This is a genomic window from Fictibacillus sp. S7, assembly GCF_004127935.1.
GTDB classification, from domain to species: Bacteria; Bacillota; Bacilli; order Bacillales; family Fictibacillaceae; genus Fictibacillus_C; species Fictibacillus_C enclensis.
Genome location: NZ_QJKL01000001.1, coordinates 4,117,838 through 4,137,921 on the forward strand (window position 1 = coordinate 4,117,838; position 20,084 = coordinate 4,137,921).

The window sequence follows — 20,084 nt, forward strand, 5'->3', positions numbered from 1 at the left end:
TGACTAAAGAGCATTGCTCTTTAACTATATTTTTCTTCTAAAAATAAGGAGGTCATTTTAAATGGCAACTAAAGTTGGTATTAATGGATTTGGCCGTATTGGTCGTAACGTATTTCGTGCAGCACTAAACAACCCTGAGGTTGAAGTAGTGGCAGTAAATGATTTAACTGATGCAAACATGCTTGCTTTCCTATTAAAGCATGACACAGTGCATGGCAAACTTGATGCTACTGTTGAAGTTGGTGAAAATTCACTAATCGTAAACGGAAAAGAAATCAAAGTATTGGCTGAACGTGACCCAGCTCAATTGGGATGGGGAGACCTTGGTGTAGAAGTTGTTGTTGAATCTACTGGACGTTTCACAAAACGTGCAGATGCTGCTAAACACCTTGAAGCTGGCGCTAAAAAAGTTATCATCTCTGCTCCTGCAAGCGATGAAGATATCACCATCGTAATGGGTGTTAACGAAGACAAATACGAAGCAGGAAGCCATCACGTTCTTTCCAACGCTTCTTGTACAACAAACTGCCTTGCACCATTTGCTAAGGTTCTTAACGAAAAATTCGGTATCAAACGCGGTATGATGACTACTGTTCACTCTTACACAAATGACCAGCAGATCCTTGATCTTCCGCACAAAGATTACCGTCGTGCACGTGCTGCTGCAGAAAACATCATTCCTACAACAACTGGTGCTGCAAAAGCCGTTTCACTAGTACTTCCAGAGCTTAAAGGAAAACTTAACGGTATGGCCATGCGTGTACCTACACCAAACGTATCATTAGTTGACCTTGTTGCTGAACTTGACAAAGAAGTTTCTGCTGACGAAGTGAACGCAGCATTGAAAGAAGCCGCAGCTGGCCCTCTTAAAGGAATTCTTGGATACAGCGACGAGCCGCTTGTTTCAACTGACTATAACGGAAACACTAACTCTTCTACAGTTGATGGTCTTTCTACAATGGTTATGGAAGGCAACATGGTAAAAGTTATTTCTTGGTATGACAATGAAACTGGTTATTCCAACCGTGTTGTAGACCTTGTTGACTTTATTGCTAAAAAAGGCCTTTAATAAAAGAGAGAATTAAACTGGAGGGGAAGGGTTGTTAAAGGCCCTTACCCTCTTTCCTTTGAAAGCACTGATTTTATGGGAGGCGGGCATTGATCTGAACTTCCCGTTTTCTCATGCCTGTTTTAGGTTAAACTAGGTTGTGAACCAAGGATTCTCTTCTTCTCTATTCAAGACTGTCAGGAGGTTATACTTATGAACAAGAAAACAGTTCGTGACATCGACGTTAACAGCAAAGTGGTGTTCTGCCGCGTTGACTTTAATGTTCCGATGGAAAATGGAGAAATTACCGACGATACTCGAATTCGTGCGGCTCTCCCAACGATTCAATACTTAACAGAGCAAGGGGCCAAAGTGCTGTTGGCCAGCCATCTTGGACGACCGAAAGGCCAAGTGGTGGAAGAGCTTCGCTTAAACCCGGTAGCCCAGCGTTTGAGCAATCTTCTTGGAAAAGAAGTTGTCAAAACAGATGAAGCCTACGGGGAAGAAGTGAAAAAGGCACTGACTGGCCTTGAGAACGGAAACGTCATCCTTCTTGAAAATGTCCGTTTTTATCCTGGAGAAGAAAAGAATGATCCTGAACTGGCGCAAAAATTTGCTGAATTGGCAGATGTCTATGTGAATGATGCGTTTGGTGCGGCTCACCGTGCCCATGCATCCACAGAGGGAGTTGCAAAGCTTCTTCCGGCAGTTGCAGGCTTTTTGATGGAAAAAGAGCTTGATGTGCTTGGAAAAGCTCTATCTAATCCTGAACGTCCGTTTACAGCCATCATCGGCGGCGCAAAAGTAAAGGACAAAATTGATGTAATCAATAACCTTCTTGATAAGGTGGACAACCTGATCATCGGCGGCGGTTTGGGCTATACATTTATCAAAGCGCTAGGCTATGATGTTGGTAAATCACTGCTCGAAGAAGACAAAATCGAAACCGCGAAGAGCTTTATGGAGAAAGCGAAGGAAAAAGGCGTGAACTTCCTGATTCCTGAAGATATCCTTGTTGCGGACGATTTCTCTAATGATGCCAATACAAAAGTGGTAGGCATTGATTCCATACCATCTGATTGGGAAGGTCTTGATATTGGTACGAAAACGATTGAAAAGTACCAAAACACCATTAAAAATTCGAAACTTGTAATATGGAATGGGCCAATGGGCGTTTTCGAAATTGATGCGTTCTCTAAAGGTACTCGCTCCATTGCAGAAGCACTTGCAGAGGCAAATGACACTTACAGTGTGATTGGCGGCGGAGATTCTGCAGCAGCCGTTGAAAAGTTTGGCTATGCTGATCAAATGAGCCACATCTCCACAGGTGGCGGTGCTTCTCTTGAATTCATGGAAGGCAAAGAGCTTCCAGGAGTTACTGCACTGAACGACAAGTAAGTCCTAAGTATTTCATTTGAAAAGAAATCGACGAAGATTCGTGCAATCTCCCGCATTGTCCTCTGAACCTTGCGGGCGCTTTGTACGTTCTTAGGAAGGTGAAAAACATGCGAAAACCGATTATTGCAGGAAACTGGAAAATGAACAAAACACTTTCAGAGGCAAAATCATTTGTCGAAGAAGTGAAAGGATCCATTCCGTCTGCTGACACAGTGGATTCTGTCGTTTGTGCTCCGGCATTGTTCCTTGACGCTCTTGTACAAGCATCAAAAGGAACTGACCTTGGAGTAGGTGCGCAAAACATGCATTATGAAGAAAGCGGAGCATTTACGGGGGAAATCAGCCCGGTTATGCTGAAGGATCTTGAAGTTGGCTATGTTGTTCTTGGCCATTCCGAACGCCGTGAATATTTTGGTGAAACAGATGAGCTTGTTAACCAAAAAACAAAGGCAGCATTCTCACATGGATTGACTCCAATCGTGTGCGTAGGTGAAACGCTTGAACAGCGTGAAGCTGATCAAACAAAAGATGTCGTTAAGTCACAAACGGAAAAAGGGCTTCAAGGCCTTTCTGAAGAACAAGTCAAGTGTACTGTGGTTGCTTACGAGCCAGTATGGGCAATCGGTACAGGAAAAACAGCTTCTTCTGAAGATGCCAATGAAGTATGTGCTTATATCCGCAGTGTGATTGCTGGACAATTCTCACAAGAAGCGGCAGACGCAGTCCGTATCCAATACGGCGGCAGTGTAAAGCCAGGCAACATCAAAGAATTGATGGGCATGTCCGATATTGACGGAGCTCTTGTTGGAGGAGCAAGCCTTGAACCGCAGTCTTTTCTTCAACTTTTGGAAGGTGTAAACAATGCCTAACAAACCTGTAGCACTGATTATTCTTGATGGATTTGCATGCCGCGATGAAAAAAAAGGAAATGCCGTAGCGCACGCAAAGAAACCAAACTTTGACCGATATTGGGAAACTTATCCCCACAATCATTTGACTGCATGCGGTGAAGCGGTTGGGCTTCCTCCGGGACAAATGGGGAACTCAGAAGTCGGGCACTTGAATATTGGTGCAGGCCGTATTGTTTACCAGAGTCTTACCCGTGTAAACCTTGCGATCAAAGAAGGGGAATTCTATGAAAACCCTACGTTCATTGATGCCATGGACAATGTGAAGAAAAAAGGGACAAACCTTCATATTTTCGGCCTTCTTTCCGATGGAGGAATCCATAGTCACATCGACCATATTTTTGCCTTGCTTGAAACGGCCAAAAGACAGGGAGTAGAAAAGGTATACCTTCATGGCTTCCTGGACGGAAGGGATGTTCCTCCGCAATCGGCAAAAGGTTACATCCAGGAGACGCTTGATAAGATGAAAGAGCTTGGTGTAGGACAAATTGCAACCTTGTCCGGCCGTTACTATTCAATGGACCGCGACAAGCGATGGGATCGTGTAGAAAAATCATACCGGGCCATGGTTTATGGCGAAGGACCTGATTATACCGATCCGCTTGAAGTGGTGGAAGACTCCTACAAAAATGAAATCTACGATGAGTTCGTTCTTCCTTCCGTTCTCAAGAACGAAGACGGAACGCCGGTGGCTACAATTCAGGATGGAGATTCAATTATTTTCTGTAACTTCCGTCCGGACCGTGCCATTCAGATTTCCCAGGTGTTCACAAACGAAGACTTCCGCGGATTTGACCGTGGAGACAAGTTTCCAAAGGACATTCACTTTGTGTGTCTGACAAACTTCAGTGAAACGGTAAAAGGCGATGTCGCATTCAAGCCGACGAACCTGGATAACACACTGGGTGAAGTGCTATCTCAGCAAAACTACAAGCAGCTGCGTATTGCAGAGACAGAAAAATACCCGCACGTCACGTTCTTCTTCAGCGGCGGACGCGAAGCTGAATTTGAAGGTGAGACTCGGATTCTGATTGACTCTCCAAAAGTAGCGACGTATGACTTGAAGCCGGAAATGAGCGTATATGAAGTAACCGATGCTCTAGTGAAAGAGATCGAAGCTGAGAAGCATGACGCGATTATTTTGAACTTTGCCAATCCGGATATGGTTGGACATTCCGGTAAGCTCGAGCCTACAATTAAAGCAATTGAAGCTGTCGATGAATGTCTCGGCAAGGTAGTCGATGCCATTCTTGAAAAAGACGGTTATGCCATTATTACAGCTGACCACGGAAACTCTGATGAAGTGGTAACGCTCGAAGGCAAGCCTATGACTGCTCACACCACCAACCCGGTGCCGGTTATTGTAACGAAAAAAGACATTGAACTTCGGGACGGCGGCAAACTCGCCGATCTCGCTCCGACATTCCTGTCATTGCTTGGCGGCAAGCAGCCGAAAGAAATGACCGGCGAATCATTGATCAAAGATTGAATCATGCAACCGTAATCAGGCAATCAACAGTGGGCCCCTGGAGGTTCGCCTGATTCCTGAAATATTAACCACAATTGAAAAGGAGAGAATAACTATGTCAGCAATTATTGAAGTTTATGCTCGAGAAGTATTGGACTCCCGCGGGAATCCAACAGTAGAAGTAGAAGTTTACACAGAGTCCGGTGCATTCGGACGTGCCATCGTTCCAAGCGGTGCATCAACAGGTGAATATGAAGCAGTTGAGCTTCGAGACGGAGACAAAGGCCGTTACCTTGGTAAAGGTGTAAAAACAGCAGTAGATAACGTAAATACCATTATCGCTCCTGAATTGATTGGCTATGATGCATTGGATCAAGTCGGCATCGACAAAACGTTGATCGAGCTTGATGGAACTGAAAACAAAGGGAAATTGGGAGCTAACGCCATCCTAGGTGTTTCCATGGCGGTTGCCCGTGCTGCTGCAGACCTTCTTGGTATTCCTCTATACATGTATCTTGGAGGATTCAACTCTAAAACTCTTCCAGTTCCAATGATGAACATCCTGAACGGTGGAGAGCATGCCGACAACAACGTGGACATCCAGGAATTCATGGTAATGCCTGTTGGCGCTCCGACTTTCTCAGAAGCACTTCGTATGGGTTCTGAAATCTTCCACAGCCTGAAATCGGTTCTTAAAGAAAAAGGATTGAACACAGCTGTTGGTGACGAAGGCGGATTCGCTCCTAACCTTTCTTCTAACGAAGAAGCGCTACAAACAATCATGGAAGCTATTGAAAAAGCAGGATACAAGCCTGGAGAAGAAGTTCGTTTGGCAATGGACGTTGCCTCTTCCGAGCTCTTTAACAAAGAAGACGGAAAATACCACCTTTCTGGTGAGGGTGTAGTTAAATCTTCTGAAGAAATGGTTGCGTTCTATGAAGATCTTGTTTCTAAATACCCAATCATCTCAATCGAAGATGGTTTGGATGAAAACGACTGGGAAGGCCACAAGCTGTTGACTGACCGTCTTGGCGACAAAATTCAACTTGTTGGGGATGACCTTTTCGTAACTAACACAAACAAACTGGCTCAAGGAATTGAGCAAGGCGTGGGTAACTCCATCCTGATCAAAGTGAACCAAATCGGTACGTTGACTGAAACATTCGACGCAATCGAAATGGCAAAACGTGCAGGCTACACTGCAGTTATCTCTCACCGTTCTGGTGAAAGTGAAGACAGCACAATTGCTGACATCGCAGTAGCAACAAACGCCGGCCAAATCAAAACAGGTGCTCCGTCCCGTACGGACCGCGTAGCGAAGTACAACCAACTTCTTCGCATCGAAGACGAATTGGCAAGCATCAGCCGCTACCCTGGTTTGAGCGCATTCTACAACCTTAAAAAGTAATTTTAGTAATATAAAAACAGGCTGGAACCATTTGGTTCCAGCCTGTTTTTTTATTCCAGAGCAAATAAGGGACGAGGAGCCAGGCCGTGAGCTTGGAGAAAGCCTGACGGCAACGATTATCAGCAGCAGTGTTGTCAGAGCAACCACAAAATGAAAAAAACTGAAAAGCTGGTTGACCACGTAATTGATCACAAACAGCAGCCAGAATGCTTTCGGCCGGAAACCGTATTTGTGATAAATCACGGCTGCCGCCCATATCATGCCGATGGTTTGTCCGGAAGGGGTCCACGAAGGTTTGTTTAACGCATCATACCCCGCATAGAGCAGGATGAAAACGAAGACGCTTTTTTTCATGGATGTTTCTTCCTTTAAAAATCAAGTCGTGTCTTCTTCATTAGTATGTTTAGTAGCGGAAAGCAGAATGCCGGATAAATGCCAATTTCCGATAGAGCGGTGGTGGTAAACAAGCGGTCAATAAGATTGAAAATTTAAACAACAGAGCGCATAATGAAAACGGATACGTAAGTTAACGGAAAGAGGAGGAAATAGTCTTGAAGCATTTTGATATTGCGGTTATACCGGGAGACGGAATAGGCAAAGAGGTGGTTCCGGCTTCATTAAACGTTCTGAACACTATTGCTGAGCTCCACGGCGGCTTGAAATTCAGCTTTACCGAATTTCCATGGAGCTGTGAATATTACCTTGAACATGGAGAAATGATGCCGGAGTCAGGACTTGAAACGCTAAAAAATTTTAATGCGATCTTTCTGGGGGCTGTGGGAAATCCGGAAATGGTTCCCGATCATATATCCTTATGGGGCCTTCTCATTAAAATTAGAAGGGCATTTGAGCAAACGATCAATATCCGCCCGGCTAAATATTTCAAAGGACTTCGTTCACCACTTGTTAATCCAAAAGATTTTGATCTCCTCGTTGTGAGAGAGAACAGTGAAGGAGAGTACAGTGAAGTAGGAGGAAGGATTCACAGCGGCCAGGATGAAACGGCGATACAGAATGCGGTTTTTACAAGAAAGGGCACGGAAAGGGCAATGAGATATGCATTTGACCTTGCCAAACAGCGTAAGAACCATGTGACGTCTGCAACCAAATCCAATGGAATTGTTCATTCGATGCCGTTCTGGGATGAAGTGTTTCGAGATGTACAAAAGGATTATTCTGATATTGGAACCGCCTCTTATCATATCGACGCCCTGGCAGCGGCCTTCGTCACGAAACCGGAAATCTTTGACGTAATCGTTGCTAGTAATTTATTTGGTGATATTTTAACGGATATCGGCGGAGCCATTATGGGAAGTATCGGAATTGCTCCGGCTGCTAACCTGAATGTGAACGGAAAGTATCCTTCCATGTTTGAGCCGGTCCATGGCTCTGCTCCTGACATCGTTGGCAAAAATATTGCCAATCCGATTGGACAGATATGGACAGCCAAAATGATGCTGGATCATTTTGGTGAAGCTGAGCTGGGACAGAGACTTATTGATGTCATCGAGGAAGTGACCGAGGATCAATATAAAACACCCGATATTGGAGGGAAGTCTACAACCAATGTGGTTGCTGATGAAATTTGCTCACGACTTCTTAAAAGCGAAGCACTTTCAAAATGATAAAGAAGCAGGTCATATTAACATGTGGCCTGCTTTTTTCTGATTGACTCCGTGATGTGAATCAAACAGGTTTTAAGAAGAACATAAAGATAGATATTCCTTGTTACATAGACTCATATTATGATAAGTATTACAACAATAGAATTTTGGAGATTGAAGGGGGAGTGAGAAACATGTCGATGTTCGAAATGAACCTTGAACGGCTCTGTATCCGCGAAATCAAATCGAGTGATGCAGGGGTTATCGCTCACTGGAAAAGCGATCCTTTGTTTCGAAAGATGTCTACCGGAGGCATGACCATTATCAACGAAGGCAACCAGAGGCAGGATATCGAAAAAAGCCTTGTACTCCCAAATGAAACTTATTTGATGGTATTGGAAAAGAAAAGCAGGAAGCCGGTGGGCTATGTCCGCTTTAACTGGATGGGGAGTATTCAGCGTTTCGGGTGGCTCCGGTTCGGGCTGGGCGAGGAGAGAGGAAAAGGATATATGCGCGAAGCTTTGAAAGGGATATTTCACCATCTATTTCAGGAGGAAACGCACAGGATAGATGCAGAGGTATTCGAATATAACGAGAGAAGCCTGCATCTTCTTGATACTCTTGGTTTTAAAAGAGAGGGGATCAGGCGGCTGGCTCACTATGATGAGGAGCGCTATTATGATATACACGTGCTAGGCCTCCTGAAATCAGACTGGCAGGAGCACGAGTCGGCGGCTGCCCATAAGGCGGCCGTAAAATAACCTTTTCATTTTACGGCAAAGCGTTATAATGAAAATAGCTGAATAACGGTTAAGGTCCGTTTTATGTCAAATAAAACGTTAAAAGGGAAGCTGGTTCAATCCCAGCACGGTCCCGCCACTGTAATCGGTAGAGCTTCTTTTATATCCACTGTTCGTTAAAGAATGGGAAGGAGAAGATGTTCGATGACCGAGAGTCAGGAGACCTGCCTTAGCCGCATGTGCGATCCTTCGAGGAAAAGGTGAAGCAATTGTAATCATTGAAAAATGAGTTACTGTTGATTCGCTCTCCGAAGGGAGGGCTTTTTTGTTTGCACAAAACGATCAGCTAAAAGAAGTACATACAGGAGCGTGGAAAACGTGAAGAAATTAACTCAGATTACCATGATGCTGCTGCTCGTCATCGCCGTCATGGCCGGCTGTTCAGCCGGAAACCAGTCAGCAGACAAAAAAGAAAAGGGTGCCAATTCACCAAAAAGTGAATTCCCCGTAACCATTAAAGATGCATCAGGCGAAAATGTAAAAATTGAGAAGAAGCCAAAGAAAATTGTCTCGCTGATTCCGAGCAATACCGAGGTCGCATTTGCACTCGGTCTGGACAAGGAAATCGTCGGTGTTTCTGACTTCGATAATTATCCGGAAGCTGCCACAAAAAAAACAAAGATTGGCGGCATGGACTTTAACGTCGAAAAGATTGTTGGCATGAAACCGGATCTTGTGCTTGCTCATGCTTCAAGTGCACACACTTCCAAGCAAGGAATCGACCAGCTCAAAAACGCTGGTATAAAAGTTGTTGTAATTAATGAAGCACAGAACTTTAAAGACACGTACAAGTCCATAAACATGATTGCAAAAGCAACAGGCACCCAAAAACAGGGGGATAAGATCGTTAAGTCCATGAAGGATGATCTTGCCGACATCAAAGAAAAAGCAAAGCAAGTGAAAAAGGAAAAGAAAGTCTGGGTGGAAGTGGCACCGGCTCCTGAAATTTATACAGCAGGTAAAGGAACGTTCATTGATGATATGCTGACCGCCATCCATGCAAAAAATGCCGCGGGAAGCCTGAAGGGATGGTCAAAGGTTTCAGAAGAACAGCCGGTCAAATACAATCCCGATGTGATCGTGACCACGTACGGATATTATTCCAAAAATCCGAAAGAGCAGATTCTCTCCCGTAAAGGATGGAAAGACATTCCGGCTGTTAAAAACAAGAACATTTATGATGTGCACTCAGACAAGGTGACAAGACCGGGGCCGCGTTTGATTGAAGGAGTGGAGGAGCTTGCAAAAGCCATCTATCCGGACGTTTACAAAAAGTAAACTAATTATTTCATACGGCGCAGTGCTGCTGTTAATGTGCCTCGCCGTTGCATTGGGGATTTCGGTAGGTTCCATACCTATCCCCCTTTTTCATGTTATTCAAATATTAGGCGCCCATATTTTTCACTATCCTGTTCCCGGTAATATTGATACATCGATGGTCAACATCGTCATGGCGATCCGGTTTCCGCGGGTCGTGCTGGCCATGCTCGTGGGATGTGCGCTGGCACTTTCCGGCACGGCGTTTCAGGGATTGCTGAAGAACCCGCTGGCTGATCCGTATACGCTCGGTGTGTCGTCAGGCTCGGCACTCGGGGCGGTTATTGTCTTATTCTTTGGTATTCAGCTGCCGTTTCTTGGCAGTTTTACGCTGCCGGTTTTCAGCATTATCATGGGGTTTCTTACATTGATCGGTGTAATTTATTTTGCAAGGCTTGTACAGCAAAACCTTTCTGTTGAGACCATCATCCTGGCCGGGGTGTTATGCAGTTCCTTTCTCGGGGCGGTCACGTCACTGTTGATTGCTTTAACCGGAGATGAACTGAGACAGATCATCGGCTGGCTGCTAGGCAGTGTTTCGATGAGAGGCTGGGCCTATGTAGAACTGATTGCTCCCTTTTTAATCGCAGGATTGCTGATTCTGCTGGCAAGCGCGCGTGAACTTAACGCGCTATCATTCGGTCAGCAGGATGCCAGGTCCATTGGAGTTGATGTTAAAAAACATACGGGGCTTGTTTTGTTTGGAGCTTCGCTTCTGACAGGGTCGGCCGTCGCTGTGTCGGGGACCATTGGGTTTGTCGGTCTTGTAATACCCCATATGGCCCGCATGATCTGGGGAGTTGATCATCGCCATCTGCTTCCGCTTTCCATGATGCTTGGAGGCGTGTTTATGGTTTTGGTTGATTTACTGGCACGGACCATTATTTCACCGACAGAACTTCCTATCGGTGTACTGACCGCCATTATCGGAAGTCCGATTTTTGCGGTAATCTTTATTCGTTATCGGCGAAAGAAGGTGACTACATGATTAGCGTACAACAGCTTTCCGGAGGCTACGACGGCAAAAAGGTTGTGGACGATCTCTTGTTTTCCGTGGAGAAAGGTAAAATTACCGGGATCATCGGACCGAACGGAAGCGGAAAGACAACGCTCATGAAAATGATCAATGGAATGCTTCCGTTTCAGTCAGGTGAAGTGTTGATCAAAGACAAACCGATCAGCAGCTATTCCGCCAAGGAACTGGCAAGAATTATCGCCGTATTGCCGCAGCATGCCGAGAGTTCGTTTGATTTTACGGTTAGAGAGGTCGTGGCGCTTGGACGCTATCCGTTTTATAAAGGATTATTAAAACATTCAACACCACATGACGATGAAGTGGTTCAAAACTCCATGGAATTTACAGGGGTTAAGGAGTTTGCGGATAAAAGTATCCTGCTGTTGAGCGGCGGAGAGCGGCAGCGTGTTCTGTTGGCCAAGGCGCTCGCACAAGAGCCTGAAATTTTGCTGCTGGATGAACCGACCAACCATCTGGATTTGGCCTATCAAATGAAACTGATGGATCTGTTAAAGGATTGGGTGGAAGGCTGCCAGCTGACAGTCGTGGCCATTCTTCATGACCTGAATATTGCCAGTCTGTATTGTGACCAGGTTCTTCTTCTGGATAAAGGGAAAATGAAGGCGATTGGAAAGCCTGGTGACATTATGGACAGCAGGATGCTTCAATCGGTATATAAGACGAACTTAAGCCGGCAGGAACATCCGCAAAAGGCAAAGCCGCTCATTGCGCTCGTTCCCCGGCAGCAGGACGAACGGAAGGACCTGTCTGAGATTGTCCTCGAGGCTACACCTGAAACCATGATTTTTCGCAGTCCGTTCTCGTTAAAAACCATGTCATCAGCTCTCATCGGGGGAGGATATCAGTGGGCTAACACATTTGTGAACCGCCATGTGAACAAAAATTATAATGTGGATGATGCCCAAAAAGAATTTGAGGATTATCTGTTTTCCATTTCTCTCAATCCAAACGATACCGTTGGCATGATGACAGCGGCGAGGCTTCAGGATGCTGGAATGGTATCGGTCGAAGAAAAAGGTGTAAAACTGCTTGTCGCCTCCACTGTGGGAACAGGTAATGCGGTGGATGCGGGACGGTCGTGGGAACGGAAGGATCAGCCCATGCCCATTGGTACGATCAACATCTGGATTTTCATGGAGGGTAAGCTGACGGACGAAGCCTTTGTTCAGGCGATGATGACGGCGACAGAAGCCAAAGCGGGGGCACTCCGCGACTATGGCATTAAAGATCCGGTAACAGGAACTCCAGCGACCGGTACATCGACCGACAGTGTTTGTATTGCCGCAACCCAAGACGGAGAGGAAATGAGGTATGCGGGGACGATCACACCGGCAGGAAAAGCGATTGGAAAAGCGGTCTATCAAACGGTAGGAACCGCTATTGAAAACTATAGAAAGAGAATGCTGCAACCATGATGATTGCTTTACATTTACTGTCGATTGTTCTTGCTCTCATCATTGACCAGCTGATCGGTGATCCCCGCTGGCTGCCGCATCCGGTGAAAGGGTTCGGTAAGATGATCAGCCGGCTGGACCGGGCATTGAACAGAGGAAACTATAAAAAGCTGAAGGGGCTCTTCATGCTCTTTCTTATTTTGGCTATAACTCTGGCACTCTCATTTTTTCTTATTTTCTTTGCGTATTCGGTTCATATGATTTTAGGTGTTTGTCTCGAGTCTATTCTGATTTCTACGACCATAGCAGCAAGAGGGCTGAAAGAGGCAGGGCGTTCCGTTTATGACCCGCTTGTCCGCGGAGATCTGGAGGAAGCCAGAACGAAATTAAGCTGGATTGTGGGAAGAGACACACAAGGCCTTCCTTCTCAGGAAATAGTGAGAGGTGTGGTGGAAACCGTGGCAGAGAATACGAGCGATGGCGTAACTGCCCCGCTTTTCTTTGCTTTTATCGGCGGGGCTCCGCTTGCCTTGCTGTACCGGGCCGTAAATACATGCGATTCCATGGTAGGCTACAAGAATGACAGATACAAAGACTTTGGCTGGGCATCGGCCAGGCTGGATGATGTGCTGAATTATATCCCTGCCCGTCTTACAGCGTTTTTGATGGTCTTTCATGCAATGATGAAGAAGCGTCTGACGTTTGCCTGGCTGAAGGAAGAAGCCCGTCACCATCCGAGTCCCAACAGCGGCTGGGGAGAAGCAGCTGTTGCCGGGCTGCTGGGCATACGGCTCGGAGGAACCAATTATTATAATGGCCTGGTATCTTATCGCCCGTTCATCGGCCGGGCACAATACAGTCTGAAACCGATACATATTGAAAAGACGATCGTCATCATGCAGCAAGCAGTCACATGGTTCACGATTATATTACTTGCAGCGGGAGGGATCTATATTGTTGCTGCCCAATCATGGAGCTAACCCGGAGCTGCTGGCCCGATCGCTTCAGACTGAACTGAAGGAAAACAGCCTGGATTTTAGTGTGAACGTTAATCCGTATCCTCCGCTCGTCAATCTCAAGGAGGTTTGGGGATCTCTTTATGAAGAGATCCTTCACTATCCCCATCCATCTGCAGCTCCCTTTTTGCAATTGGCAGCGGAAATGGCCGGGCTCGGTCCAGAACAGGTTCTGGCAGGAAATGGAGCGGCAGAGCTTATTTTTCTCATCGCCCAAGCTTACAGAGGCGCCAATGTGCTGATTATTGAACCTGCGTTTTCAGAATACAGAGAAGCATGTGAAGCGAATGGATGCAAGGTTGAGAGTTTTATAACGCAGGAGGAATCAAAATGGGGGATTTCTTTTGAGGAATTAGAAAAATCCCTTGAAGGCAAACAGCTTTGTTTTCTGTGCCAGCCCAATAATCCAACAGGAACTGCTCTTGATTCAGTTGAATTGGAAAAGCTTTTGCAACTTTGTTCAGAGAAAAAGGTGACCCTGGTTGTCGATGAAGCGTTTGTTCATTTCATGGAAAATCCGGTAACTGCTGTGCCTTTACTGGCTCATTTTAACAATTTGATCCTACTGCGTTCCTTAACAAAGATGTTTCACTTGCCCGGTCTGCGGCTCGGCTACGCCATGTCGTCCCTAGATTTGATTTTAAAAATGAAGAAATACCAGCCACCGTGGAGTGTAAACGGACCGGCTCAAAAAATCGGGATGCTTTGTGTTGCGCAGGAAAAACCAATTGCTGCTGATATTGCTGAAAAGACGGCAAACGAACGAAACCGGCTGTTTCCTGTCTTGCGCCGCCTGGGCTTCGAGCCCTCTCCTTCTCTAGTTAATTTTTATTTGTTACGAGAAAAGGGAGAAGAAAAGGACCAGATGGACCTGATTAAGTATTTACTCTCAAGAAGGATTATTGTCAGGCATACCTTCAATTTTAACGGCCTGGAAGGAAGATTTATCCGTCTGGCGATCCGGACGCCCGAGGAAAATGATGTGCTGCTGGATGTTCTTGAAGGGTGGAATGCATCATGCTGATTTTTATAACTGGAGGCGTGAGAAGCGGAAAGAGCTCATTTGCTGAAATGGTAGCGGTATACCACGGCAATAAAGGGTACCGCCTTCATTATGTCGCCACATGCGACCAAAGTGGAGAGGAGATGGCCGAGCGCATCAACCGGCACAGGGAGGACCGTGAGAAAAGCGGGTACGCTTGGAAAACGTGGGAACAGCCCAGGAATATTCATGACTTGTGCACCGTTTTTAAGCAAGAGGAAGTGATCCTGCTCGACTGTTTAACCAATCTTGTCAGCAATGAGCTTTTTGACGGGTGGCAGGAAAATAGGAAACAGTGGGAAGGGATTGCGTTTCGGGAATTGGTTTTTCAAAAAATCATGGATGCAATCATTGAGCTGGAGAAGCAATGCGGAGTCCTGATTATCGTTTCCAATGAAGTGTTTCAAGGCCTGCTGCCCGATGACAGCGGAACGTTTTACTTTATGCAGATAATGGGGCATCTGCATCAGCATATTGTGAGGCAAGCCCACTGGGTGTACCAGGTAGAGTTTGGCATGCCGATTTTACGCAAAGGATATGATGCGGATGAAAACCAATGCACAGCCTGTACGGTTTAGCTCATTGTACGGCTTGGGGCTGGCTTTGCAGTTTTTAACAGCCTTCCCTATTCGGACAGCGTTCCCGTGGACGAAGGAAACAAGTAAATGGAGCGTGTACTGGTATCCGGTTGTTGGCCTGCTGCTCGGCGGATTAACTGCCGTTCAGGCGCATTTTCTGAGTCAGCAATCGTTCATATCTCCCTTGATGGTCAGTTTTTATTTATTTAGTTTTTCTGTCGCATTAACAGGTGGACTGCATCTCGACGGATGGATGGATTGCAGTGATGCCTATTTTTCATACGGAAGTAAAGAAAAAAGGCTGGAAATCATGAAGGATCCGAGGACCGGGGCATTTGGCGTTGTATCCGTGCTATTTCTGCTGAGCTGGCGTTTTCTGTTGATCTACGAAAGCCTGAGGATTGCACCTGAGAAGAGCTGGCTGCTGTTTCTGCTCATTCCGTTTCTGGCCCGTACCAGTATGGGCTGTCTGCTAATTTCTGCTCCCCTGGCTAAGGAAGAAGGCATGGCATTTGCCATGAAGCAGAATATTTCAAAAATGAGCTTTGGAATGTACGCATTATATTTCTTGGGTGTGGGAGTCAGTTCATGGCTTGCAGGCATGCTTTTTTTATTTACGGGTCTGACGATCTTAGGAGCTTTGTTTTTTCTTGTGAGCAAACGGTTTGCAACCATTGAGTTTGGCGGAATTACAGGAGACGCGCTTGGTGCGAGTTCAGAAGGGATGGAAACCGTATTATGGCTCGGAGGGTGGCTGTTACTCTCCTTCGTCACGGGCTGACGCTGGAGAATCAGCAAAAGAAATACATTGGATACAGTGATCCTCTTCTTTGCGAAGAGGGTAGGAATGAATTGAGAGAAATGCAGGAAAAGGAAAGCTTTTTACCTTCAGATGTGGTCCTTTCAAGTGACCGGAAACGGTGCTTGGAGACCGCAGAAATTCTTTTTCCAGGCCAGCAGATCATCACGAGTCCGGCACTTCAGGAGATCCATTTTGGCGAATGGGAAAATCTAACGTATAAAGAGCTTTGTCATGACCGCCACTACAGAGAATGGATTGATGATCCATTTGGAACCTGCCCCCCCGGGGGAGAGCATTTTCATGAATTTGAAAAACGTCTGCTTTCAGTATGGGAAGAGGAGATCTGGCCATTGGCGGAGCAAAACGGACATGTGACAGTGGTCACCCATGGCGGTCCGGTCCGCTTGTATTTATCGATGTTTGCTCCTGAACCAAAAGAAATGTGGGAGTGGAGTGTTTCCCATGGAAGAGGGTACACACTGGTTTGGAAAGAAAACAAAGGGAGGTTAAATGCATTATGCACTTTGTTACAGGAGGCGCCTTCCACGGTAAAGCCAAGTGGGTGATGGACACCTATTCAGCCTCGAGGAAGATGGAGGGCTGGTTTAATCTGTATGATGCCGTGTGCCCAGAGGCCGATGAGTTCAAAACTTCGCTTGTCGTACTGGAAGGAATGGAGCAGTTGGTGAAGAAGGTTGTACAAGCGAATAAAAAGGGAACAAGAGAAGTGCTTAAGAAAAAATTGCATGCCTGGCTGGAATGGGAATCAGCCCTGCCTGGCCGCCGGCTTGTTTTGGTTGGAACAGACATCGGAAAAGGCATAGTGCCGATGGAGGAAGAAAACAGGAGATGGCGTGATGTTTCCGGCTGGTTTTTTCAAGATGCAGCGATGGCGGCTGAGAAAGTGCATGTGGTCTGGTATGGGTTGGAACAGACGATAAAATAAAAGGAGATGATCGGAATGAAGCTTTACACACGTACTGGAGATGAAGGAAAAACAAGTGTGATCGGAGGCCGGCTGGATAAAAACCATATCCGTGTTAATGCCTATGGAACACTTGATGAGCTGAACAGCTTTGTTGGGGTGGCCGTTACAAAGCTCCAGGATGCCAAGTATGACGATATCCGGAACGAACTGGTGAAGATCCAGCATGAGTTGTTTGACTGCGGCGGCGATCTTTCAGCTGTAAAAAAGGATTATCCATATAAAGCAAACACCGACATGATCACCTTTTTGGAAGAGCGCATTGATGAATACATTAAAGAAGCTCCAGAGCTGGAACGCTTCATTCTTCCGGGAGGTTCAGAGGCTTCAGCCGCGATTCATGTTTGCCGTACAGTAGCAAGGCGGGGAGAGCGGGAAATTGTGGCGCTGAAGCAGGAGAATGAAATCAACCCGGTTGTTTTAAAATACGTGAACCGCTTATCCGATTACTTTTTTGCCATTGCCCGGGTGATTAATTTCCGCGAAGGAGTAAAGGACGTGGAGTACGAACGAAGTGCGATCGTTTTCCGTGGAGGCAAGCGAAAAGAAAATGACACGAAATAAACATATCGCGCTGTTTACGGCGTTTGTTTCTCTGGCAGTAGCCGGTTCGTTTATCAAAATTCCTTCTCCAATAGGCAGTGTGGCCTTTGATTCCATGCCCGCCCTGGCTGCGGCTGCGTTAATGTCGCCATGGACTGGGCTTGCTGTTGCCTGTTTTGGGCATTTGCTAACAGCCGCCCTGGCCGGTTTTCCTTTGGGACCGCTCCATTTAGTGGTAGCGGTTCAGATGGGACTCCTGGGCTTCTTTTATGGCGTGCTATACAGAAAAAATGCGAAAACCGCTGCCACATTGATGTTTATAATAGGAAATGGTGTCCTGGCTCCGCTCTGCTTCTGGCCTGTTTTGGGAAAAGCGGTCGTTCTCGGACTTATCCCAAGTCTGCTGGCTGCTGCTGTGCTGAATGGTTTGACCGCACTTGTAATCATCCCGCGAATAAAGCGGGCGTTCCGGCATTCTGCCATGAGGATCAACCATGAAAAGAAATCGTGATATAACCGTGCAGGGCTTTGGCTCTGGGCATGTGGCGGTGATTGCCGCGGATAACTCTGGGGGAATTGGCAGCCTTCCGATGGATGAGGTAAAGGTCCCTTATGAGGTAGTCGCCCAGTATGGCGCCCGGGTCTGCGCGATGGAAGTGCTGGCTGCCGGGGCACTGCCCGTTTCGTTCATTATCCACTCCTTTAACGGTGAAGGGGCATGGAACGAGCTTGTGACAGGAGCACAAAAGACGTTTGCGGAGCTTGGTCTCGATACTATCGAAATCACGGGAAGCTCCGAAAGCAATATGAACATGGTCCAGTCCGCTTCTTCTTTCACAATGATCGGCAGGGCGGCTCATCATGATTTGAAAATGGGAATCACGCCTTCAATTGCTAAAGTGGCGGTCATAGGTGCGCCCCTTGTCGGGGAGGAAGTGATCAGCCGTTCTAAAGAGGGAATTTCATTATCTCTATTCCGGCAGCTGCTGAAAACAGACGGCATTTATGAAATCCTGCCTGTCGGCTCCAAAGGCATTGGATACGAACTCGGGGTACTGTGTGGTTCTTCGGCAAGGTTCAAGAGTACCCTGCCATTGGATAAGTCAGCCGGGCCATCTACATGCGTGCTAATCAGTTATGACGAAAAACAGCATTCCGCCATCAGAAGTTTGTGCGGAATGCTGTTTCATGAACTTGACCCATTATTTTAATTGTGACCGCTCATTAAAAAACGTCCGGTAGCCATATTGAACAAAAAGGATGACGCTGAATGATACCGATCCGGCAATCCCCAGCATGATCGCAATCTGATATTCAATCGCAGTGAGCGGGGAGATACCTGACAAAATCTGGCCGGTCATCATGCCTGGAAGAAAGACGATTCCCATGCCGACCATCGAATTGATCGTGGGAAGAATGGCGGAATCAAACGCACGGTCGACGAGTTCTTTGGAAGCGGCTTTTGGAGTTGCCCCGAGCATCAAGGCTGCTTCCACCATGCGTTTTTGCTTTTTCATGCCCTCCACAAGGTGATTGACCCCAAGCGTTATCCCTGTCATGGCATTCCCAATGATCATCCCGGCAATCGGTATAACATACCTCGGCTCAAACCAGGGAGAGAACTGAATGACCACATAGTTGAAAAATAGAAGGCTGACGAGAGTTCCTACTGTCATCGAAACAGCGATGACTTTTTTTAATGAAGAAGATAAATCGTATTTGATCCGCTTAAAAACGTTATAGATTGCAAAAATTTCCATGAGAACGAAAATGAAAAGAGTCAGAAGGGGATGCGGGTGCTTGAATACATAGGTGAGGATATACCCCGCGAGCACGAGCTGGATCGTCATTCTCAGGGTTCCGATGATAATCTCTTTTTCCCTCGCTATGCCTCTCCACTTCACAATCACCGTCAATACCACGATAAAGAGATAGGCAGACAGAAGCTGCCACAACGAAATATCAATAATTTGATCGTTCATCAGCAGCCTCCTTTATTTTCTGATTGTACCTTTCAAGATGTACCGGCACGTCAGCGTAACGGTCTGCAATTTGCTTGGAGTGGGTGACCATGATGACCGTTCTATTCTTTTGTTTGGCCTTTTTTAAAAAAGATGAGATGACCTCATCCGCTGTTTCGTCATCAAGGGCGGATGATGGCTCGTCCAGCAGATAAACTTCCGCATCAAGCAAAAGAACCCGGGCCAGCGCAAGCCGCTGCTGCTCTCCGCCGGACAATCCCTCTGCATCTGTTTTTAATGATTTTCGTAAATGCACACTATGTAAAGCTTCTTCAAGCACTCGATCATCTGGCACCGCTTTCTCCGAGAACACCAGTCCGGCGACAAGATTATCTTTGACGGTGCCGGGAAATATAGCGGGCATTTGCTGAAGCATGATCACGTTTCTTCGATGCTGTACAGGATCAAGCGTGGCGATATCCTTCCCTTTGTAGAACACCTTGCCTTCATCCGGGCTGATCAGGTGATTCAGCAGTTTCAGCACCGTTGTTTTTCCGCTGCCGCTTTCTCCGGTAAGAATGCTCACTTTATTTTCTTCCATACGTAAATGACCAATCTTCAAAATATCCTTATAGCGAATCTCTTTTAGTTCAAACATGGGTCAATGCCTCCTTCCTGACAGCCCCTTTATGGCACGATAAATTATTTGGAATACGTTGCCGAACGAATGCCCGTATGATACATTAAGTATAGTGTAACGTTGTCCGTGGAGGTGT

At 46.4% G+C, this 20,084-nt stretch carries 21 protein-coding genes, 1 pseudogene and 1 riboswitch; of the genes and pseudogenes, 19 read left to right on the top strand and 3 right to left on the bottom strand.

Annotated features, from left to right (window positions below):
- Positions 1 to 61 precede the first annotated feature (61 nt).
- From gap to eno, 5 genes are all read left to right on the top strand, one after another.
- Positions 62 to 1,069, top strand: coding sequence for a type I glyceraldehyde-3-phosphate dehydrogenase (gene gap / locus DMO16_RS20905; RefSeq protein ID WP_129479911.1), 1,008 nt, complete (start codon positions 62 to 64; stop codon positions 1,067 to 1,069).
- Positions 1,070 to 1,261: 192 nt separating this feature from the next.
- Positions 1,262 to 2,446, top strand: a complete 1,185-nt coding sequence (locus tag DMO16_RS20910) for a phosphoglycerate kinase (protein WP_129479912.1) — start codon at positions 1,262 to 1,264, stop codon at positions 2,444 to 2,446.
- Positions 2,447 to 2,553: 107 nt separating this feature from the next.
- Positions 2,554 to 3,315, top strand: coding sequence for a triose-phosphate isomerase (tpiA, locus tag DMO16_RS20915; RefSeq protein WP_061972003.1), 762 nt, complete (start codon positions 2,554 to 2,556; stop codon positions 3,313 to 3,315).
- Positions 3,308 to 4,843: a 2,3-bisphosphoglycerate-independent phosphoglycerate mutase gene (gene gpmI / locus DMO16_RS20920; protein ID WP_129479913.1), complete on the top strand. Its 1,536-nt coding sequence runs from the start codon at positions 3,308 to 3,310 to the stop codon at positions 4,841 to 4,843. The genes tpiA and gpmI overlap by 8 nt, the downstream gene beginning before the upstream one ends.
- Before the next feature lie 94 nt (positions 4,844 to 4,937).
- Positions 4,938 to 6,230: a phosphopyruvate hydratase gene (gene eno / locus DMO16_RS20925; protein ID WP_129479914.1), complete on the top strand. Its 1,293-nt coding sequence runs from the start codon at positions 4,938 to 4,940 to the stop codon at positions 6,228 to 6,230.
- Here eno and DMO16_RS20930 read toward each other — a convergent pair.
- Positions 6,220 to 6,584, bottom strand: a pseudogene (locus tag DMO16_RS20930) (tryptophan-rich sensory protein). The gene eno and the pseudogene DMO16_RS20930 sit on opposite strands and share 11 nt — an antisense overlap.
- A gap of 197 nt (positions 6,585 to 6,781) precedes the next feature.
- On the opposite strand from DMO16_RS20930, the gene DMO16_RS20935 reads away from it, so the two are divergent.
- The 14 genes from DMO16_RS20935 (at position 6,782) to DMO16_RS21000 (ending at position 18,558) form a co-directional block, all read left to right on the top strand.
- Complete coding sequence (locus DMO16_RS20935; protein WP_129479915.1) at positions 6,782 to 7,855, top strand: tartrate dehydrogenase; 1,074 nt, start codon at positions 6,782 to 6,784, stop codon at positions 7,853 to 7,855.
- 173 nt (positions 7,856 to 8,028) lie between these two features.
- The gene (locus DMO16_RS20940) at positions 8,029 to 8,595 is read left to right on the top strand and encodes a GNAT family N-acetyltransferase (RefSeq protein ID WP_061972007.1); all 567 of its coding nucleotides are present in this window, start codon (positions 8,029 to 8,031) and stop codon (positions 8,593 to 8,595) included.
- 35 nt (positions 8,596 to 8,630) lie between these two features.
- Positions 8,631 to 8,820, top strand: a riboswitch (cobalamin riboswitch).
- Positions 8,821 to 8,952: 132 nt separating this feature from the next.
- On the top strand, positions 8,953 to 9,912 hold the full coding sequence (locus tag DMO16_RS20945; protein WP_425590045.1) for an ABC transporter substrate-binding protein: 960 nt from the start codon (positions 8,953 to 8,955) through the stop codon (positions 9,910 to 9,912).
- Positions 9,875 to 10,939, top strand: coding sequence for a FecCD family ABC transporter permease (locus DMO16_RS20950; RefSeq protein ID WP_129479916.1), 1,065 nt, complete (start codon positions 9,875 to 9,877; stop codon positions 10,937 to 10,939). Before DMO16_RS20945 ends, DMO16_RS20950 begins: the two co-directional genes overlap by 38 nt.
- On the top strand, positions 10,936 to 12,402 hold the full coding sequence (locus tag DMO16_RS20955) for an adenosylcobinamide amidohydrolase (protein ID WP_129479917.1): 1,467 nt from the start codon (positions 10,936 to 10,938) through the stop codon (positions 12,400 to 12,402). The genes DMO16_RS20950 and DMO16_RS20955 overlap by 4 nt, the downstream gene beginning before the upstream one ends.
- A complete protein-coding gene (gene cbiB, locus DMO16_RS20960) occupies positions 12,402 to 13,361 on the top strand; it encodes an adenosylcobinamide-phosphate synthase CbiB (RefSeq protein WP_061972910.1) in 960 nt (319 codons plus the stop codon). Before DMO16_RS20955 ends, cbiB begins: the two co-directional genes overlap by 1 nt.
- Positions 13,336 to 14,421, top strand: a complete 1,086-nt coding sequence (cobD, locus tag DMO16_RS20965) for a threonine-phosphate decarboxylase CobD (RefSeq protein WP_061972011.1) — start codon at positions 13,336 to 13,338, stop codon at positions 14,419 to 14,421. The genes cbiB and cobD overlap by 26 nt, the downstream gene beginning before the upstream one ends.
- Complete coding sequence (locus DMO16_RS20970; RefSeq protein WP_061972012.1) at positions 14,415 to 15,017, top strand: bifunctional adenosylcobinamide kinase/adenosylcobinamide-phosphate guanylyltransferase; 603 nt, start codon at positions 14,415 to 14,417, stop codon at positions 15,015 to 15,017. The genes cobD and DMO16_RS20970 overlap by 7 nt, the downstream gene beginning before the upstream one ends.
- Positions 14,986 to 15,798 carry an adenosylcobinamide-GDP ribazoletransferase gene (gene cobS / locus DMO16_RS20975; RefSeq protein WP_164988980.1) on the top strand — a complete coding sequence of 271 codons (813 nt, stop codon included), beginning with the start codon at positions 14,986 to 14,988 and terminating at the stop codon, positions 15,796 to 15,798. Before DMO16_RS20970 ends, cobS begins: the two co-directional genes overlap by 32 nt.
- The gene (locus DMO16_RS20980) at positions 15,756 to 16,385 is read left to right on the top strand and encodes a histidine phosphatase family protein (protein WP_129479920.1); all 630 of its coding nucleotides are present in this window, start codon (positions 15,756 to 15,758) and stop codon (positions 16,383 to 16,385) included. Before cobS ends, DMO16_RS20980 begins: the two co-directional genes overlap by 43 nt.
- A complete protein-coding gene (locus tag DMO16_RS20985) occupies positions 16,337 to 16,765 on the top strand; it encodes a bifunctional adenosylcobinamide kinase/adenosylcobinamide-phosphate guanylyltransferase (RefSeq protein WP_129479921.1) in 429 nt (142 codons plus the stop codon). Before DMO16_RS20980 ends, DMO16_RS20985 begins: the two co-directional genes overlap by 49 nt.
- A gap of 15 nt (positions 16,766 to 16,780) precedes the next feature.
- Positions 16,781 to 17,368, top strand: a complete 588-nt coding sequence (locus tag DMO16_RS20990; protein WP_061972016.1) for a cob(I)yrinic acid a,c-diamide adenosyltransferase — start codon at positions 16,781 to 16,783, stop codon at positions 17,366 to 17,368.
- Positions 17,355 to 17,858, top strand: a complete 504-nt coding sequence (locus DMO16_RS20995; RefSeq protein WP_129479922.1) for an ECF transporter S component — start codon at positions 17,355 to 17,357, stop codon at positions 17,856 to 17,858. The genes DMO16_RS20990 and DMO16_RS20995 overlap by 14 nt, the downstream gene beginning before the upstream one ends.
- The gene (locus DMO16_RS21000) at positions 17,842 to 18,558 is read left to right on the top strand and encodes a hypothetical protein (RefSeq protein WP_061972018.1); all 717 of its coding nucleotides are present in this window, start codon (positions 17,842 to 17,844) and stop codon (positions 18,556 to 18,558) included. The genes DMO16_RS20995 and DMO16_RS21000 overlap by 17 nt, the downstream gene beginning before the upstream one ends.
- On the opposite strand, the gene DMO16_RS21005 is transcribed toward DMO16_RS21000, so the two are convergent.
- Positions 18,550 to 19,329, bottom strand: a complete 780-nt coding sequence (locus DMO16_RS21005) for an ABC transporter permease (RefSeq protein WP_129479923.1) — start codon at positions 19,327 to 19,329, stop codon at positions 18,550 to 18,552. The two genes, DMO16_RS21000 and DMO16_RS21005, sit on opposite strands and share 9 nt — an antisense overlap.
- Complete coding sequence (locus tag DMO16_RS21010; RefSeq protein ID WP_129479924.1) at positions 19,310 to 19,966, bottom strand: ABC transporter ATP-binding protein; 657 nt, start codon at positions 19,964 to 19,966, stop codon at positions 19,310 to 19,312. The genes DMO16_RS21005 and DMO16_RS21010 overlap by 20 nt, the downstream gene beginning before the upstream one ends.
- Positions 19,967 to 20,084: the final 118 nt, after the last annotated feature.

Coding starts and splice junctions, on each gene's coding strand:
- gap (WP_129479911.1), top strand. CDS start 62: ATGGCAACTAAAGTTGGTATTAATGGATTTGGCCGTATTGGTCGTAAC.
- DMO16_RS20910 (WP_129479912.1), top strand. CDS start 1,262: ATGAACAAGAAAACAGTTCGTGACATCGACGTTAACAGCAAAGTGGTG.
- tpiA (WP_061972003.1), top strand. CDS start 2,554: ATGCGAAAACCGATTATTGCAGGAAACTGGAAAATGAACAAAACACTT.
- gpmI (WP_129479913.1), top strand. CDS start 3,308: ATGCCTAACAAACCTGTAGCACTGATTATTCTTGATGGATTTGCATGC.
- eno (WP_129479914.1), top strand. CDS start 4,938: ATGTCAGCAATTATTGAAGTTTATGCTCGAGAAGTATTGGACTCCCGC.
- DMO16_RS20940 (WP_061972007.1), top strand. CDS start 8,029: ATGTCGATGTTCGAAATGAACCTTGAACGGCTCTGTATCCGCGAAATC.
- DMO16_RS20955 (WP_129479917.1), top strand. CDS start 10,936: ATGATTAGCGTACAACAGCTTTCCGGAGGCTACGACGGCAAAAAGGTT.
- cbiB (WP_061972910.1), top strand. CDS start 12,402: ATGATTGCTTTACATTTACTGTCGATTGTTCTTGCTCTCATCATTGAC.
- DMO16_RS20970 (WP_061972012.1), top strand. CDS start 14,415: ATGCTGATTTTTATAACTGGAGGCGTGAGAAGCGGAAAGAGCTCATTT.
- cobS (WP_164988980.1), top strand. CDS start 14,986: ATGAAAACCAATGCACAGCCTGTACGGTTTAGCTCATTGTACGGCTTG.
- DMO16_RS20980 (WP_129479920.1), top strand. CDS start 15,756: ATGGCTCGGAGGGTGGCTGTTACTCTCCTTCGTCACGGGCTGACGCTG.
- DMO16_RS20985 (WP_129479921.1), top strand. CDS start 16,337: ATGCACTTTGTTACAGGAGGCGCCTTCCACGGTAAAGCCAAGTGGGTG.
- DMO16_RS20990 (WP_061972016.1), top strand. CDS start 16,781: ATGAAGCTTTACACACGTACTGGAGATGAAGGAAAAACAAGTGTGATC.
- DMO16_RS20995 (WP_129479922.1), top strand. CDS start 17,355: ATGACACGAAATAAACATATCGCGCTGTTTACGGCGTTTGTTTCTCTG.
- DMO16_RS21000 (WP_061972018.1), top strand. CDS start 17,842: ATGAAAAGAAATCGTGATATAACCGTGCAGGGCTTTGGCTCTGGGCAT.
- DMO16_RS21005 (WP_129479923.1), bottom strand. CDS start 19,329: ATGAACGATCAAATTATTGATATTTCGTTGTGGCAGCTTCTGTCTGCC.
- DMO16_RS21010 (WP_129479924.1), bottom strand. CDS start 19,966: ATGTTTGAACTAAAAGAGATTCGCTATAAGGATATTTTGAAGATTGGT.